This window comes from Streptomyces kryoterrae (assembly GCF_054072135.1).
Window position 1 is genome coordinate 1,351,704 of the sequence record NZ_CM133358.1, and the last position, 18,850, is coordinate 1,370,553.

Below are 18,850 nucleotides of genomic sequence, written 5' to 3' on the forward strand. Positions count from 1 at the left end.
CCGGTCAGGGGTATCAGTGCCGGTCAGGTGTTTCGGCGCGTGCGACCAGGGCCCTGAGTGCCCGGAACCAGGTCTCCGCGAGGTCCCGGACCGCCTCCTCGGACAGGACGGCGGCGGGCCAGGACCAGTGGGCGGCCAGGACAGGGCCGTCGGCGCGGTCCTCGGTGACGACGTTGATGCCGAGGGCGTGTCCCTCCCGCATCCCCGGCTCGGCGCCGATGTCCGAGACGTCCTCCTCCGGGGCGTACGACCAGTCCGTCGCCTCGGGGATGCCGAAGCGGCCGAGGTAGTTGAACTCGATCGGCGGTGCCGCGAAGCCCGCCAGGACGGGCGCCGTACGGGGGTTGAGGTGGCGGAGCATGCCGTAGCCTGCGCCGTTCGCGGGCAGCGACCCGAGGTGCGCGCGCACCCTGGCCAGCGCCTCCTCGATCTCCGGCCCGCCGGCCAGGGCCGCGTCCAGGTCGACGGGACCGGGATCGAGGAGGACCGGGAAGACGCTGGTGAACCAGCCGACCGTACGGGAGAGATCGGCGTCTCCCGCCAACTCCTCGTCGCGGCCGTGGCTTTCGAGGTCGACCAGGGCCGGACCGCCCTCGCCGTCCCCGTGGCGCCGCCGCCAGTCGGCGACGGCGAGGCCGAGGCCGGTGAGCAGCACGTCGTTGACGTTCGCGGTGAAGGCGGACGGCACGGCGGACAGCAGCGGGCCGGTGATCCGGGCGGGCAGCCGCAGTTCCAGGTTCCGTACCGTGCCGGCCGTGTCGCGGGCCGGGTCGAGCGGCCTGTCGAGCGGGAGGGGCGCGGCTCCTTCGAGTACGCCGGTCCAGAACGGCAGTTCAGCCTCGCGGGCCGGATCCTGGGCCAGCTCTTCGAGCTTGCGGGACCAGGTGCGGAAGGAGGTGTCGACGGGCGCGAGTTCCGCCGGCCGCCCGGCCTCGACGTCGGTCCAGGCAGCCGCCAGGTCGGGCAGCAGGACCCGCCAGGACACGCCGTCGGTGACGAGGTGGTGACCCATCAGCAGGAGCCTTCCGGGTTCCGTGCCCGCGTCGAACCACACGGCCCGCACCATGGCGCCCGTGTCCGGGTCCAGTGCCGCGCGGGCGGCGTGCGCACGGTCTGCGACGACCGCACGCAGCTCCTCCGCGTCCAGTCCGGCGACGTCGACCCGCTCGATCCACGCCCCGGTGTCCACCGATCCGGCCGCCGGCACCTCCAGGGTCCAGTGACCGGCTTCCGTACGGACAAGGGTGCTGCGCAGCATGGCGTGCCGGTCGGCGAGCGCCAGGAGTACTGCGGCGAGCTTCGGCCGGTCCAGGGCGGCGGGCGTCTGGACGAGGGCCGACTGGTGGTAGCCCTTGAACGGGCCGCCCAGTTCGCGCAGCCAGTGCATGACCGGCGTGAGAGGCACGGTGCCGGTTCCGTCGTCCACGGGACGGACGGCGGCGGACCCGGTGGTGGTCGCCACTTCGGCGAGACCGGCCACCGTACGGTGACGCAGCACGAGTCGCGGGGTGATGCGTACGCCCACCGCCCGTGCCCTGCTGACCAGTTGCATCGCCATGATGCTGTCGCCGCCGAGGGCGAAGAAGTCGTCGTCGACGCCGATCTCGTCCAGACCCAGCACGTCGGCGAGGACACCGCACAGGGCCTTCTCCAGGGCGGAGCCCGGAGCCCGGCCTGTGGAGAGGGCGGCGAAGTCGGGGGCGGGCAGGGCCGATCGGTCCAGCTTGCCGTTGGCGAGTTCGGGCAGCCGGTCCAGGAGGACGACGGCCGACGGCACCATGTGGTCGGGCAGTTGCCGACCGACCTGACCGCGCAGCCGCCCCGGGTCGGGCAGTTGACCGGAAACCGGGACCACGTACGCCACCAGCAGCTTTCGCGCACCGTCCTGACGTACCGTCACCACGACCTGGGCCACGTCCGGTTCGGCCGCGAGTACGGACTCGATCTCGCCGGGTTCGATACGGAACCCGCGGATCTTGACCTGGTCGTCGGCCCGGCCGAGGTAGTCCAGGTAGCCGTCGGCGGTCCAGCGGGCCAGGTCACCGGTCCGGTAGAGCCGGGAGCCCGGTGCGCCGAACGGGTCGGCGACGAAGCGCTCGGCGGTCAGCGCGGGGCGGCCCAGATAGCCACGGGCGAGGCCGCCGCCTGCCAGGTACAGCTCGCCCGTCACGCCGGGTGGTACGGGTTGCAGCCGGTCGTCGAGGACGTACGCCCGGGTGCCGGCCACGGGACGGCCGACGAGCGGCCGGTCGCTGTCGCGCACCCGTGCCACGAGGGCGTCGACGGTGGACTCGGTGGGCCCGTACAGGTTGAACGCCTCGGTGCCGGTCAGCCGCCCGAGCCGCTCCCACAGCGCCACCGGTACGGCCTCGCCGCCGACGCCGACGACGGCGAGGGGGCAGCTCCCGTCGTCACGGACGAGACCCGTCTCGGCCATCTGTGCGAAGAACGACGGGGTGACCTCCAGGAAGTCGAAGCCGTGCTCGACGACGGCTGCCGCGAGCAGCTCCGGGTCACGGCGGGTCTCGTCGGACACGACGTGCACGCAGTGCCCGTCCAGGAGCCACAGCTGCGGCTGCCAGGAGGCGTCGAAGGAGAACGCCCAGGCGTGTCCGGCCCGTAGATGACGGCGGCCGGTGGCGGCCTTCGCCGGTGCGTACAGCGTCTCGCGGTGGCTGTGGAACAGGTTGCCGACGGTCTCGTGGGTGATGACCACGCCCTTGGGGCGGCCGGTGGAGCCGGAGGTGTAGATGACGTACGCCGGGTGGCGCGGGGTGAGGGATGCGAGGCGGTCGCCGTCGAGGAGGTCGGTCGCGTCCTGCGCGGCGAGCAGTTCGGCGATCGCGGGGGCGTCCAGCTCCAGCGTCGGCGGGCCGTCGGCGGGCAGCAGCCGCGCGATGTTCCGCGTGGTGAGCGTCAGTACCGGGCGGGCGTCGTCGAGCGTGTCCCGGAGGTGACCGGCCGGGGCGTCCGGGTCAAGCGGCAGATAGGCGGCGCCGGCCTTCTGTACGGCGAGGATGGCCAGCAGCGTGCGGGCGGTTCGGGGCAGAGCGAGCGCCACGAGCCGCTCCGGGCCGGCGCCCCGCGCGACGAGCAGCCGGGCGAGCCTGTTGGCCTCGGCGTTGAGCCGCGCGTACGTCAGCTCGACACCGTCGGAGGCGACGGCGGGAGCGTCCGGGGTCAGTGCGGTCTGCCGCTCGAAGAGGGCCGGCACCGTCGTCGGCCCGGCGAGCAGCGGCCGGGCGTTCCACTCGGTCAGGATGCGGTGGCGTTCGGCGGCGCCGAGGATGTCGATGCGGCCGATCGGGGTGTCGGGGGCGACGACCACCGCCCGCAGGAGACGGACCAGGCGCTCACCGATCGCCTCGGCGGTCGCGGCGTGGAAGAGGTCGGCGCTGTACTCCAGCACACCGTCGACGCCAAGTCCGCCGGCACGTTCCACGAAGTCGAAGGAGAGGTCGAACTTGGCGCCGGTGGCGCCGAGTTCCTCCCGCCGCGACTCCAGCCCGGCGAAGCCTCCCTCGTCCGCACCCGCGGCCAGGTACACGACCATGACCTGGAAGAGCGGATGCCGGGACAGCGAACGGGCGGGGTTGAGGACGTCCACCACGCGCTCGAAGGGCACGCCCTGGTGGTCGAAGGCGGCCAGGTCGGTCTCCCGTACCCGGGCGAGCAGTTCGCGGAACGCGGGGTCGCCGGAGGCGTCGGTGCGCAGCACCAGGGTGTTGAGGAAGAACCCGACCAGGTCCTCCAGCGCCTCTTCGGTGCGTCCGGCGATCGGGCTGCCGAGCGGGATGTCCGTGCCGGCGCCCAGTCGAGTCAGCAGTGCGGCCACCGCCGCCTGGACGATCATGAACATACTGACGTTGCTCGACCGGGCCAACTCGCGCAGCCCGGCTGTCAGTTCCGCGTCGAGTGCGATGTCCGCCATGCCACCGCGGTAGGTGGCCTCCAGCGGGCGCGGCCGGTCGGCGGGCAGGGCGAGTTCCTCGGGGAGCCCGTCCAAAATGCGCTTCCAGAAGGCGAGTTGGCGGAACGCCGGGCTCTCGGGGTCCTTCTCGTCGCCGAGCATCGCCCGCTGCCACAGGCTGTAGTCGGCGTACTGCACCGGCAGCGGCGCCTGTTCCGGCGCGCGGCCCGCCGCGCGGGCCTCGTAGGCGGTGGCCAGGTCGCGGGTGAGCGGCGCGTCGGACCACTCGTCGCCCGCGATGTGGTGGAGCAGGAGCAGCAGTACGTGCTCGTCCTCGGCGGTGCGGAAGAGGTGCGCGCGCAGTGGGGCTTCCCGGTCCAGTGCGAAGCCGTAGGAGGCGGCGGTTGCGAGTCGCTCGGCGAGTTCCTCCTCGTTGCGGACGGTCTCGGCCGCCACGTCGACGCGGGCCTGTGCCGGCTCCAGGATCAGCTGGTACGCCCGCCCGTCCTCCTCGGGGAAGACGGTGCGCAGCGGTTCGTGCCGGGCGACCAGGTCGTCGACGGCCAGTCGCAGGGCGTCGGCGTCGAGCCGTCCGGTGAGCCGCCAGGCGAGCGGGATGTTGTACGTGGGGCTGGGTCCCTCCACCCGGTACAGCACCCACAGGCGCTGCTGGGCGAAGGAGAGCGGCAACCGCTCCGGCCGCTCGGCCGGTGCGAGAACGGGCAGACCGACGCCGGTCTCCTCGCCGCCCTCCCGGAGGCGCTCGGCGAGCCGGGCGACCGTGGGCGCCTCGAACACCGTGCGCAGGGAGACCTCGGCGGCGAGCGCGGCCCGGATCCGGGCGGCCAGTCGCATCGCGACGAGGGAGTGCCCGCCGAGGGTGAAGAAGTCGTCGTGGACGCCGACGCGTTCGAGGCCCAGGACGTCCGCGAACAGGCCGCAGAGGATCTCCTCGCGCGGGGTGCGCGGCAGGCCGTCGGTCGTCCCGGTCGCCGCCGCTGTGAAGTCGGGGGCGGGGAGTGCCTTACGGTCGAGCTTGCCGTTGGGGGTGAGGGGCAGTGCGTCGAGGACGACGAAAGCCGCGGGGACCATGTGCTCGGGGAGCGCGGCGGCCGCGTGCCGGCGGAGTGCGGAGGTATCGGCGGCAGCGGATGCGGTGGCCGGCACGACGTAGGCGACGAGGTGCTGGTCGCGGGCGACGACACTCACCTGGGCGACCGTGTCGTGCCGGGCGAGGACGGACTCGATCTCGCCCAGCTCGATACGGAAGCCTCGGATCTTGACCTGGTCGTCGGTCCGGCCCAGGTATTCGAGTGTTCCCTCTGTTGTCCAGCGTGCCAGGTCACCTGTGCGGTACATGCGTGAACCGAGTTCACCAAAGGGATCGGCCGTGAACCGCTCAGCCGTCAGCCCTGGGCGCCCGAGATAGCCACGCGCCAGCTGCACACCGGCGAGGTACAGCTCCCCTGCCACACCCGGCGGAACAGGGCGCAGGCCCGCATCCAGGACATACGCACGTGTGTTCCACACCGGACGGCCGATCGACACCCGGCCGGTCGCCTCGATGACCTGGGTCGCGGTGACGTCGACCGACGCCTCCGTCGGCCCGTACAGGTTGTGCAGTTCGGCCGGCAGCACGGCACGGAACCGCTGGGCCAGTTCGTCGGGCAACGCCTCCCCGCTGCACAGCACCCGCCGCAGCCCGAGGCAGCCCGCCGCCGAGGGTTCCTCCAGGAACATCTGGAGCATGGACGGCACGAAGTGCACGGTCGTGATGCCCTGCTCCTGGATCAGCCCGGCCAGGTAGACGGGGTCCTTGTGTCCCTCGGGCTTGGCGACCACGAGGGTCGCGCCGGTGATCAGCGGCCAGAAGAACTCCCAGACCGACACGTCGAAACTGGAGGGCGTCTTCTGCAGGACGCGGTCGTCGGCGGTCAGCCCGTACTCCGCCTGCATCCACAGCAGACGGTTCACGATGCCCTCGTGCGGCACGACAACACCCTTGGGGGCGCCGGTCGAACCGGAGGTGTAGATGATGTACGCCGGACTCGACAGGTCGTGGAACTCGGGGAGTTCGCCCTCCGCCGCCGCCTCCGGAAGGGCATCCCGGATCACGACCACAGGCTGGGCATCCGCCAGCATGAAGGCCAGCCGCTCCGCCGGATAGTCGGCGTCCAGCGGCAGATACGCCCCGCCCGCCCGATGCACCGCCAGCAGCGCGACCACCAGGTCCACGGAACGGGGCAGCGCGACGGCGACCGTACGCTCCGGGCCCACACCCATGCCGGCCAGCACACGGGCCGTCCGCTCGACCCGCTCGTCCAACTCCGCGTAGGTCAGCCGCTGTTCGCCGAACACCAGCGCCAACGCGTCCGGCGTACGGGCCACCTGGGCCCGGAACAGCTCGGGCAGGCTGGTGGACGCCACCTCGCGGGCGGTGTCGTTCCAGTCGCCCAGAACGGTCCGCCGCTCGGACTTCTCCAGCACCTCCAGGTCCCGCACCGGCAGATCGGGGTGGCCCGCCACCTGCTCCAGCAGCCGCACCAGACGCCCCGCTGTCCTGGTGGCCGTCGGTTCGTCGCAGAGGTCGGTCGCGTACTCCAGGAGAAGGGTCAGGCGGTCCGACTCGTCCACGAAGGTGAAGTGGAGGTCGAACTTGGCCATGCCGGTGTCCATGTCGAACCACTCGGTCGGCATGCCGAGTACGTCGGGGTCGCCGTCGGGCCGGTGGTGGTAGCCCAGCATGACCTGGAAGAGCGGATTGCGGCCGGGCACCCGGGCCGGGTTGAGCGCCTCGACGACCTGGTCGAAGGGGAGGTCCTGGTGCTCGAAGGCGGCCAGCGACGATTCCCTTACACGGGCCAGGAGTTGGCGGAACGTCAGGCCCCCGCCCGACAGGTCCGTCCGCAGCACCAGCGTGTTGACGAAGAAGCCGACGAGGTCGTCGAGGGCGTCGTCCGTGCGGCCCGCGATGGGGGCGCCGAGGGGGATGTCGTCACCGGCGCCGAGGCGGTGCAGCAGAGCGGCCGTGGCGGCCTGGAACAACATGAACATGCTGGTGCCGGTGGTGCCGGACAGGTCACGCAGGGCGAGGCCGGTGTCTGCGGGCAGTTCCAGGCGTACCTTGCCGCCCCGCCCGGTGGGCTCGACCGGGCGCGGCCGGTCCAGGGGCAGCTGAAGTTCCGCCGGGAGGTCACGCAAAGTCCCGGCCCAGTGGGCGAGTTGGTCCGCGCCGACCCGGCCGAGCAGCTCGTCCTGCCAGAGGGTGTAGTCGGCGTACTGGACCGGCAGGGGCACCCACTCGGGGGCGCGGCCCGCGCGCCGGGTCCGGTAGGCGGTGGTGAGGTCGGCCAGGAACGGGCGGTCGGACCACTCGTCGGTGGTGATGTGGTGGAGGACGACGGCCACGACGTGGTCGGCCGGACCGACCCTCAACACCTGGCAGCGCAACGGGAGTTCGGCGGCTAGGTCGAAGGGGCGGCGCTGGGCCGACTCGATCCGGTCCGTCAGCTCCTCCTCCCCGCAGTCCGTCACGGTGAATTCGGGGTCGGCCTCGGCCGCCGGGACGATCAACTGGTACGGCTCCCCGTCCTGCTCGGGGAACAAGGTCCTCAACGCTTCATGGCGTTCCGCCACGTCCCGTACGGCCGCCCGGAGCGCGTCGAGATCCAGGTCGCCGCGGAGGCGGAACACCAGCGGGAAGTTGTAGGCGACGCCACTGCCGGTGATCCGTTCGACCAGCCACAGGCGGCGCTGGGCGGCCGACAGCGGGATGCGCTCGGGTCGGGCGGCGGCGGTGACGGCCGGTCGGGCCGGGCGTGAGGTGTCGGCGCGGGATGCGAGCTGCTCGGGCGTGGGTGCTTCGAACAGGTCGCGGATGGCAAGTTCGGCGCCCAGTTCGGTGCGGGCCCGGCTGATCAGACGGGTGGCGAGCAGGGAGTGCCCGCCCAGGTCGAAGAAGCCGTCCTCCGCGCCCACTTCGGGCAGGCCGAGCACTTCGGCGAAGAGCCGGCAGAGCACTTCCTCCTGCGGGGTGCGCGGTCCTCGGCCGGTACCGAGGGCGACGGCCGGTTCGGCGTCGGGCAGGGCACGCACATCCAGCTTGCCGTTGTCGTTCATGGGCAGCCGGTCGAGGGTGACGAACGCGGCCGGGACCATGTAGTCGGGCAGCCGCTGCTTGAGGTCGTCACGGAGCTGCCGGATCAGGCTGTTGGCGTCACGGGCGGCAGTCGGGGAGTTGGCGTAGGGGACCGCTCCGCCGCCGGGGAGATAGAGCCCGGAGGTCAGCGGAGGCACCTCGCCGGTGACGAACACGGCGTCGTACGTGCCGGGTTGACCGGACCAGGTGGTCAGGACACGGTGTCCGAGTCCGGCGGCGAGGTCGCGCAGCGTCTCCGGGTCGACTCCGCCGGGGGCGCCGATACGTGCGTCGGGGATGCCGGTGAGGCGCAGTGGGATCGCGGCCAGCAGGTCCGCCAAGTCAGTACTGTCGGTGCCGAGTTGCTGGTCGTTGAAGTTGAAGGGGACGGTCGGGACCTCGTTCAGCCGGAGGCCCGGCTCGTCGGCGTACAGCACGGCGTCGTAGCGGTAGCGGGTGAGTTCGTTGTGGTGGCGGGCCTGCTTGGTGCGCAGGTCGACGCCGTAGCCGAGGGTGGTGAAGTAGTCGGGGTCGACCAGGAGTTCCTTCTCCAGGCGCAGGCCGCGTTCGACGGCCCGGCCCAGCGCGTCGCCACTGGTGCCCTTCGCCTCCTGGATCTCGGTCTGGAAGGCGCGGGCGAGCCGCAGGTTACGGACGTCTCCGACGAACAGCGCGCCGCCGGGGGCCAGTAGCTCCATCGCACCCCGGATCACGGAGGTCAGGTAGTCGATGCTGGGGAAGTACTGGATGACGGAGTTGATGACGATGGTGTCGAAGTAGCCGTCGCCGGGCAGGCCCGTGAGGTCATCGGCGGGCTGGGCACGGAGCGTGATCCTGGCAGCCAACTCCGGTTCCTGGAGCAGCTCTTCCCCGATCTTCCGGATGACGGGGGCGGCGAAGTCGGTCGCCCAGTAGGCCTCCGCGTCAGGGGCGAGCTTGGACAGCAGCAGGCCCGAGCCGACGCCGATCTCAAGAATCCTGCGGGGCTTCAGTGACCGGATGCGCTCCACGGTGGCCTCTCGCCACTCCCGCATGTGGTCGAAGGGGATGGGCTGTCCGTCGTAGGAGGAGTCCCAGCCGGCGTACTCCTCGGTGAAGACGGCGGTGCTGATCTCCTCGTACTCGTCGGAGTAGATCTCCTGCCACTCGCCGACCTGGTCTCGTTCGGCGAAGGCCCGGTCGGAGCCGGTGAGTTGGGCGGGGACGACGTATCCGACGAGGCGTTCGTCGCGGACGATCACGGCGGCGTGGGCGACCCGGTCGTGCTGGGCGAGGGCGGTCTCGATCTCGCCCAGCTCGACGCGGTAGCCACGGATCTTCACCTGGTCGTCGGTACGGCCGAGGAAGTCGAGATTGCCGTCGGGGTTACGGCGGACCAGGTCACCGGTGCGGTACATGCGCTCGCCGGGTTCGCCGAACGGGTCGGCGACGAACCGTTCGGCGGTGAGGGCGGGCCGGTCCAGGTAGCCGCGGGCCAGGCCGATGCCGGCGATGTAGAGCTCGCCCGGGACGCCCTCGGGGACCGGGCGCAGCCAGGCGTCCAGGATGTGGGCGCGGGTGCCACGGATCGGACGGCCGACGGTCGGTGTCGCGCTGTCGAGTGTGCCGCCGCCCAGGGTGTTGATGGTGTACTCGGTCGGCCCGTAGAGGTTGTAGCCGTACGTGCCCTCGGTGTCGCGCAGCCGGTTCCACACCGTCTCGGACACGGCCTCGCCGCCGAGCAGCACCAGCGGCGGGCGGTGGCCCTCCAACAGGCCCTCCTCGATGAGGAGATGGGCGTAGGTCGGGGTCACGTTGACGACGTCGACGCGATGGCGTTCGCAGTAGGCGACCAGGGCCTCGGCGTCGCGCCTCAACTCCTCGTCACAGATGTGGACTTCATGCCCCTCGACCAGCCACAGCAGCTCCTCCCACGACATGTCGAAGGCGAAGGACACGGTGTGCGCGATGCGCAGCCTGCGTCCGCCCGCCGACGCGATCGCCGGTTCGAAGATCTCCTTCTGGTGGTTGAGTTGCATGTTGGTCAGACCCCGGTACGGCGTGACGACGCCCTTGGGGCGGCCGGTGGAACCGGAGGTGTAGATGACGTACGCCGGGTGTTCCAGGCTGAAGGTGAGGGAGACCAAGTCACCCGACAGCGAGGCGAGTTCGGCGGCGATCGCCTGATCGTCGAGCAGTACGCGAGGCGTCTCGCCCACCAGTCGCGCCGACACGGCGGCCGTGGACAGCAGCATCGTCGGCCGGGCGTCGTCGAGCATCGCGGCGAGCCGGTCGTCCGGGTAGTCCAGCTCCAGCGGCAGATAGGCGGCGCCCGTGCGCAGTACGGCGAACAGGGCGACGACCATGTCGAGGGAGCGAGGCAGCCCGAGGGCTACGACCCGCTCGGGGGCGGCACCCCGCGCGATCAGCAGCCGGGCCATCCGGTTGATGCGGCTGTCGAGTTCGGCGTAGGTCAGGGTGCGGTCACCGAAGACGACGGCCGTGGCGTCGGGGGTGGCGGCGGCCTGCGCGGCCAGCAGGTCGGCGATGGTGTCCGTGGGGTCGGGGACCCGTCCGGCGGCCCGCTCGTGCTCCAACTCGGCCTGCTCGGCCGGGAGTAGTGGGTCAAGGCCGCCCACCGGGGCGTCGAGGTCGTGGGTGAGGCGGTCCAGGAGGAGCGTGAAGCGGTCGAGCAGTTCCTGTGCCTGGGGGCGGGCGACGACGTCGGCGCGGTGGGTCAGGGTGACCTGGATGGAACGCCCCGGGGTGACGACGAGGTTGACCGGGTAGTGGGTCGCGTCGACGTTGGCGACGGCCGTGGCACCGTGCCGGTCGCTCAGCTCGGCGAGCCGATCCTCGGTGTCGTTGTTGCGCAGTACGAACAGCGTGTCGAAGAGGCGCCGGTGCCCGGTCTCGGCCTGCAGCACACCCAAGCCGAGGTACTCGTACGGCATCACGGCGAGCCGCTCGTCCTGGACGCGGCGCAGCAGCCCGAGCACCGGCTCGGCGGGGTCGTAGGCGATGCGGGCGGGGACGGTGTTGAGGAACATGCCGATGACGTGCTCGATGTCCGGCACCTCGCTCGGCCGGCCGGCGACGGTCGTGCCGAAGACGACGTCGGTGCGTCCGGTCGCGCTCGCCAGGGTGAGCCCCCAGGCCGCGTTGAGCACGGTGTTGAGGGTCAGCCCGTGTCTGCGTCCGATGGCGCGCAGCCGCTCGCCCACCTCGTCCGGGACGAGGACGTCGAGGCTTTCGGGGATGTCCGGTTCCAGGCCCTGGTCGGCGGCGGCGAGCAGGGTGGGTTCGTCGAGTCCGGCGAGGGCGCGGCGCCAGGCGCCGGTGGCGACGGCCGTGTCCTGGACCTCCAGCCAGGTCAGGTAGTCACGGTAGTTGCCGGGCGCGGGCAGGGTGTTCGCGTCGCCGCCGTTCGCGTACAGGGCGAAGAGCTGGTCGAGGAAGATCCAGGCGGACCAGCCGTCCCAGAGAAGGAGATGACGCCCGACGACCAGCCGGTCACCCCGGTCCGCGCCGAGGCGGACGAGGAGCATACGGAAGAGCAGCGGCCGGGTGAGGTCGAAGCGGCGGGAACGCTCGGCGTCGGTCAACTCTCGCAGGCGTATGTCCTGTTCGGTTTCCGGCAGCCCGGACAGGTCGACCTCTTCGAGCGGGATCTCGGGGTCGCGCACGATGAACTGCACCGGCTGGCGCAGGCCATCGCTGGTGAACCCGGCGCGCAGGCTGGGGTTGCGGTCCAGCAACACCCCTACGGCGGTGCGGAGTCGGCCGGTGTCGAGGGGTTCGGCGAGGTCGAAGGACTCGTGGACGGTGTAGACGTCCAGGGCGCTGTCGTCGTACGTGGAGTGGAAGAACAGGCCTTCCTGGAGGGGGGCCAGCGGCCAGATGTCCTCGACGGGGGTGGGGCTGAGCCGGTGGACGCGTTCGGTCTCCTCGGCCGTGAGGGCGAACGAGGAGCGCAGGGCGGCCACTTCGGCGACTGGTGCCGCCGCCGCGGCGAGGGCGGCCGGGGTTCGGTGTTCGAAGACGTCACGCGGGTCGAGGTCCAGGCCTGCCCGGCGGGCGCGGCTGGAGACTCCGATGGAGGTGATGCTGTCGCCGCCGAGCATGAAGAAGTCGTCGTCGATACCGACGTCTTCGAGCTTCAGTACGGCGGCGAAGATCCCGGTGAGAGCGTGTTCCCGCTCGTTGCGCGGAGCGCGCGTCTCGGCTCGTACGGCCTGCGGGGCGGGCAGCGCGGCCCGGTCGAGCTTGCCGCTGGGGGTGAGCGGGAGGGCGTCGAGGACGACGTAGGCGGCCGGGATGACGGCGGCGGGCAGCTCCTGGGCGAGCACGGCCTGAAGTTCGGCGGGGGGTGGGGCATCGGCGTCACGGGCCGGCACGACGTACGCGACCAGTTGGCCGCCGTTCACGGTGACGGCGGACTGTGCGACCGCCGGTTGACGGCTCAACGCGGCCTCGATCTCGCCGAGTTCGATCCGGTTGCCGCGGATCTTCACCTGCCGGTCCGTGCGGCCGAGGTACTCGATCACACCGTCGGCACGGCGGCGCACGAGGTCACCGGTGCGGTACATGCGCGCACCGGGCTCCCCGTACGGGTCGGCGACGAACCGCTCGGCGGTCAGCTCCGGCCGGGCGTGATAGCCACGCGCCAGCTGGACGCCCGTCAAGTACAGCTCGCCGGGCACCCCTTCGGGCACGGGGCGCAGGCAGGAGTCCAGGACGCGCAGGCCCGTGTTCCACACCGGCCGCCCGATGGGCACGGTGGTGCCGGGTATGCCGTCGTAGGGGTGGTACGTCACGTCGACGGCGGCCTCGGTGGGGCCGTACAGGTTGTGCAGCGGTACGCCGGTCAGCTCGCGCCAGCGTGCGGCGGCGGCGCCGGGCAGCGCCTCGCCGCTGCTGAAGACGTTGCGCAGCGACGCGGCCCAGGCCGGGTCGGCGGTGATCTCGTCGGACTGGAGGAAGGCCTCCAGCATCGACGGCACGAAGTGCAGTGCGGTGACGCCCTGTTCGCGGATCAGCCCGGCCAGGTAGGCGGGGTCGCGGTGTCCGTCCGGGCGGGCGAGGACCACGGCGGCGCCCTCGCACAGCGCCCAGAAGAACTCCCAGACGCTGACGTCGAAGCTGGCGGGGGTCTTCTGCAACACCCGGTCGCCTGCAGTCAGTCCGTACGCATCCTGCATCCACGCCAGCCGGTTGACGATCGCCCGGTGGGTGACGACGACACCCTTGGGACGGCCGGTGGAGCCGGAGGTGTAGATCAGGTAGGCCGGGTCGTCGGGGTGGGCAGGGAGCGGTTCGGGACCCGCCTCGGACTCGGCGTCGAGCAGCAGGAGGGCGTGCCCCACCGGGAGCTGCGGGGCCGTCGCCGAGGTGGTCACCACGGTCTCGGCACCGGAGTCGGCGAGCATGTGGGCCACCCGGTCGGCGGGATAGTCCACGTCGACCGGGAGATAGGCGCCGCCCGCCTTCAGGACACCGAGCAGCGCGACCATCAGCTCGGCGGAGCGGGGTACGGCGACGGCGACGACCGTGCCGGGACCCGCGCCCCGGGCGGTCAGCCGACGCGCCAACTCCCCTGCCCTGGTGTCGAGTTCGCGATAGGTGAGCGTCTCACCCTCGTACACGACCGCCGTTGCCTGCGGGCTGCGGGCCACCTGTGCCTCGAAGGCCGCCGCGAGGGTCGTGCCGGGGATGTCCCGCTGTTCGCCGGTCGGGTGGGCGTCGAGGAGTTCCTCGGCCGACAGCAGGTCCACGTCGGCGGCGGACTGACCCGGATCGGCGGCCAGGGCGTGCAGGATGCGGGACAGACGGTCCGCGATCCGGCGTACGGCCTCGGCGTCGAGCCGCTGAACGTGGTGCTTGAGGCGCAGGTCGAGACGTCGGCCCGGCTTGACGATCAGGGCGAGCGGATAGTGGACGGCGTCGTGGAACTCGTGGCCCGTCAGCCGGAGCGTGCCGGTCGGGTCGGTGAGGTCGGTCGCGGCCGGGTAGTTCTCGAACACGACCAGGGTGTCGAAGAGTTCACCGGCGCCCGCCAGTCCCGCGACGCGCTGGAGTTCGGCGAGGCCGAGGTGCTGGTGGTCCAGCAGCTGGGCCTGTTCGTCCTGGAGGCGGCCGAGGAGGTCGGCGAGCGTGTCGGAGGGTTCCCAACGGAAGCGTGTCGGGAGGGTGTTGATGAACAGGCCGATCATGGACTCGATGCCCTCGACCTCGGCGTCACGCCCTGAGACCGTCGTACCGAACACCACGTCCTGGCGTGCCGTGAGCCGCCCGATGAGCAGCCCCCAGGCCCCCTGGACGACAGTCCCCAGGGTCACTCCGTGCTCGCGTGCCCGCGCCGCGAGACGGGCGGTCACCTGCTCGGACAGTTCGAGGCGGATCTGCGCGGGCTCGACGGGCGTACCGTCGGCCGGGGTCTCGACGAGCCGGGTGGGCTCCTCGATCCCGGCGAGGGCCGTACGCCAGGCCGTGCGCGCGGCCTCACGGTCGGCGGTGGCCAGTCGGCGCAGGTGGGCGCTGTAGGGCGCAGGCTGCGGCAGCGCGGCCGGGGTGTCCCCGTAGGAGGCCATCAGCTCGCGGTGCAGGACGGGCAACGACCATCCGTCGGCGACGATGTGATGGAACGTCAGGAGAAGTCGGCTGCGGTGCTCGTCGAGGCGGATCAGCGCGCAGCGCATGAGGGGCGGGTCGGCGAGATCGAAGTGCCGGGCACGTTCGGCGGCGGCGACCGCGTCGGCCAGCGGTGTGCGGGCTAGTCCGTCGTGGACGGTCAGGTCGACTTCTCGCCAGGGCAGTTCGAGGTCTGCGGCGATGATCTGCACGGGCTGCCCGTCCGGGCGGCGGCGGAAGCAGGCGCGCAGCGGGGCGTGCCGGTCCAGGACGTGCTGGGCGGCCCGGCGCAGGGCTTCGCTGTCGACCGGTCCGGTCAGTTCGAGGGCCTGCTGGACGACGTACGCGTCGAGGTCCGCGCCGTCGACGAGGGAGTGGAAGTAGAAGCCCTCCTGGAGAGGGCTCAGTGGCAGGGACTCCTCGATGGTGACCGGGAACGCGCCCTGGATCTCGGCGAGTTCGGCATCGGTGAGGCTGACGAGCGGAGCGTCCGGCGCCGCGTCCTGGCGGTCTTCGCGGACGAGTTCGCCGGCTGCCGCCGCGAGGGCGGCGACCGTGCGATGCCTGAAGACGTCCCGTGAGGTGAGGCGAAGGCCGGCACGGCGGGCGTGGACGAGGAGCTGGATGGCGGTGATGCTGTCGCCGCCGAGGGCGAAGAAGTCGTCGTCGATGGTCGCCGAGCGCAGGCCGAGGACATCGGCGTAGGCCGCGCACAGCAGTTCCTCGCGGGCGTCGCGGGGCGGACGGCCGGTGCTGAGGGCGCCGTAGTCGGGGATCGGCAGCGCGGCGGCGTCGAGTTTGCCGCTGGGGGTGACCGGGAGGCGGTCGAGGGGGACGACGGCCGCGGGGACCATGTACTCGGGCAGTTGGTCGGCCGCGTACGAACGCAGCGCCCTCATCAGGGCGTTGACGTCCCGGAAGGGTGCCGGACGGTTGGCGTGCGGGGCGTTGCCCGACGGGCGGTAGAGGCCGGTGAGGGGGGTGTCGCCGAGGGCGAAGACGATGTCGAGGCTGCCGTCGTCGGCGGAGCCGTTCCAGGTGACGGCCGTCCGGTGGCCGTACCGGGCGCCGAGCGCGTGGAAGACCTCGGGGTCCGGGGCGTCCGCCGTACGGCTGCTGTCGTCCAGGGCGGACAGCGCGGCCAGGTCCTCGGCGAGACGGGCGTTGGGCACGCCGGTGACCCGGAGCAGCGAGGGCCCCTCGGCCAGGCGGGCTTCGAGCGCCTCCGGTCCGCTCCAGACGGTCTCCTGGACCTCGGCGGACTCCCGGGCAGTGGTTCGCTTGCTGAGCACCACGTCGTACCGGTACCGGGTGAGTTCGTTGTGGTGGGCGCCGCGCTTGACGTGGATCTCGGCGTCGAAGCCGTCGAGGGCCGCGAAGTAGTCAGGGTCCAGGAGGAGTTCGCCCTCCCAGGCGACCGACCGCTCGACGGCGGCCCGCAGGGCCTCCTTGTCCTCCGTATCGCGGGTGCGGCGGCTCTCGACGGCCGCGCGCAGGCAGCGCAGCAGCCGGGCGTTGCGCACGTCGCCGATGAACAGTCGGCCGCCGGGGGCGAGGAGAGCACCGGCCGCCCGGACGACGTCGGTCAGATAGTCGGCGCTCGGGAAGTACTGGGCGACGGAGTTGATGACGACGGTGTCGAAGTGACCCTTCGGCAACCCCGTGGTGTCGTGCGCGGGTTGGGCGGACAGCCAGACCCGGTCGGCGAGTTCGGGGATCGCGTCGACCTGGGTGCGCAGGGCGCGTACCGCCTCCTCGGAGAGGTCGGTGCCCCAGTACTCCGCGCAGCCGGGCGCGATGCGGGAGAGGATCAGGCCGCTGCCGACGCCGATCTCCAGCACGCGGCGGGGTGCGAGTTCCCCGATGCGGGCGACGGTCGCCGAGCGCCACTCGCGCATCTCCTCGACGGGGATGGGCAGCCCGTCGTACATGCTGTTCCAGCCCGCGAAGTTCTCGCGGAAACCGGCCAGTTGCTCCTGACTGCCCTCCGATCCGGCTGCCGCGTACAGGAGTTCATGGAGGTCCTTCCACTCCCGGACCTGCTCGGTGGCGTCCGGGACCGTCTCGCCGTCCAGGGCCGGGACGACGTACGCGGCGAGCCGCCGGTCCCCGGCCCGGTCCTCGCGTACGACGACCGCTACCTGGTCCACTGCCGGGTGGCCGCGCAGTACGGACTCGATCTCGCCCGGCTCGATTCGGAAGCCGCGGATCTTCACCTGGGAGTCGGCGCGGCCCAGGAACACCAGACGGCCGTCGGCCTGCCAACGCACCAGGTCTCCGGTGCGGTAGAGGCGTTCGCCGGGGGCGCCGAACGGGTCGGCGACGAACCGCTCGGCGGTCAGGTCGGGACGCCCGAGGTAGCCGCGGGCGAGCCCGGCGCCGCCGAGATACAGCTCGCCCGGAACACCGGCCGGGACGGGCTTCAGGCGGGCGTCGAGGACGTAGGCGCGCGTGCCCGGGTCCGGGAGGCCGATCGGGACGATGGAGCCGGCCGGGATGTCCGGGTCGCACAGGCCGAGGGTGGAGTTGGTGGTGGCCTCGGTCGGGCCGTACGCGTTGAACATCATCCTGTCGCGCGCGTACCGTCCGACCAGCTCGGGCGAGACGCGTTCGGTGCCCGCGAGCAGGGTGGCGGGCGGGAGTTCGACGTCCTCGGGCATCGCGGCGAGCAGCGCGGGCGGCAGGATCATGAACGTGATGCCGTGCGCGTGGGCGTAGTCGGCGAGCGCCGGGCCGGGCACCCGGCGCTCGGACGGTACGACGACGAGCCGCCCGCCGGACAGCAGGCCGAGGCACAGGTCCCAGAACGCCACGTCGAAGCTGGGCGAGGCGAACTGGAGCACCCGGCTGTGCGGGCCGATCCCGAACCGCTCGGTCTGCGTGGCGACCAGCTTGGCGACACCCGCGTGGGTGAGGACGACACCCTTGGGGCGACCGGTGGAGCCGGAGGTGTAGATCACGTAGGCGGCGTTGGTGACGGTCAGCGCGCTCGGATCGGCGTCTGCGGGCTGACGTTCCGTCAATTCCCGTGCGCAGTCGGGTGAGTCGAGGACGACGACAGTCATGCCGTCGTTCGCCGGGATGTCCGCGGCGACCTCGGCTGTGGTGACCAGGCAGACGGGGCCGGCGTCGGCCAGCATGTAGGAGATACGGTCGGCCGGGTAGTCGGTGTCGACGGGGAGATAGGCGGCACCGGACTTCAGTACCGCGACCTCGGCGACGATCAGTTCCGCCGAGCGGGGCACCGCGAGGGCGACCACGCGCTCGGGTCCGGCACCTCGGGCGATCAGGGCGGAAGCCAACCGGCCCGCGCGGTCGTCCAGTTCGGCGTAGGTGAGCGAGGTGTCCTCAAAGACCAGCGCGATGTCGTTCGGGCGCTGTCGCACCTGGTCGGCGAACATCTCGGGCCAGGTCCGCAGCGGGATGTCGTGGTCGGTGTCGTTCCACTCGAGCAGGACGCGGTGGCGCTCCTCGGCGCCCAGCAGCTCCAACTCACCCACGGGATTGTGCGGGTGGGCGAGGGCGGCAGTGAGCAGGGTCGCGTAGTGGTCGGCGACGCGTTCGGCGGTCGCGGTCTCGAAGAGGTCCCGGCGGTAGGTCACGTACAGATCGCCGGCGCGGACTTCGAGGACGAGGTCCAGCCGGTCACCGGCGCCCGGCACGTCACCGAACGCGGTGTTGAACAGCAGGCCACCGCCACGGGTTGGTTCCGGGCTCAACCAGGCGACCAGTGTGGCGTGTTCGACCCGGTGGGCCCGCACATCCTCGCGCGCCCGGGTCACCTGGCGTAGCAGGTCGGTGAAGGACGCGCCGCCGTCGACAGCGATCCGGAGCGGCAGACCGTCGTACCCGAAGGTGATGTCGTGGCCGCCGCTGTAGCGGTGCAGGAGTGCGGCATACGCGGCGAGGAGGGTCGGTTCGTCGGCCGTCGCCGTCAACGGGCGGCGAAGGGTGTGCCGTTCACCCGTGGGGCGCAGGGGGTACGGGAAGTCGACCGGGAGAGCGGTCTCCTGCGGGAGCGGTGCGAGGCGCCGCCGCCAGAAGGCCGAGAGCGCGCCTTCCGCGTCGTCGTCGACACCGGGCACACGTACTTCGAAACCGGACACAGGCGACCGTGCCTCCAGGGTGTACGGACCGGCTGAGCCGGAGGACCGCAGGCCATACTAAGGTAAGCATTACCTAACCAAAAGACC

General features: G+C 71.8%; 1 protein-coding gene. It reads right to left on the reverse strand.

The window, feature by feature from the left end:
- Window positions 1–13: 13 nt before the first annotated feature.
- Window positions 14–18,763 carry an amino acid adenylation domain-containing protein gene (locus tag ACW4TU_RS05605; RefSeq protein ID WP_457425204.1) on the reverse strand — a complete coding sequence of 6,250 codons (18,750 nt, stop codon included), beginning with the start codon at window positions 18,761–18,763 and terminating at the stop codon, window positions 14–16.
- Window positions 18,764–18,850: the final 87 nt, after the last annotated feature.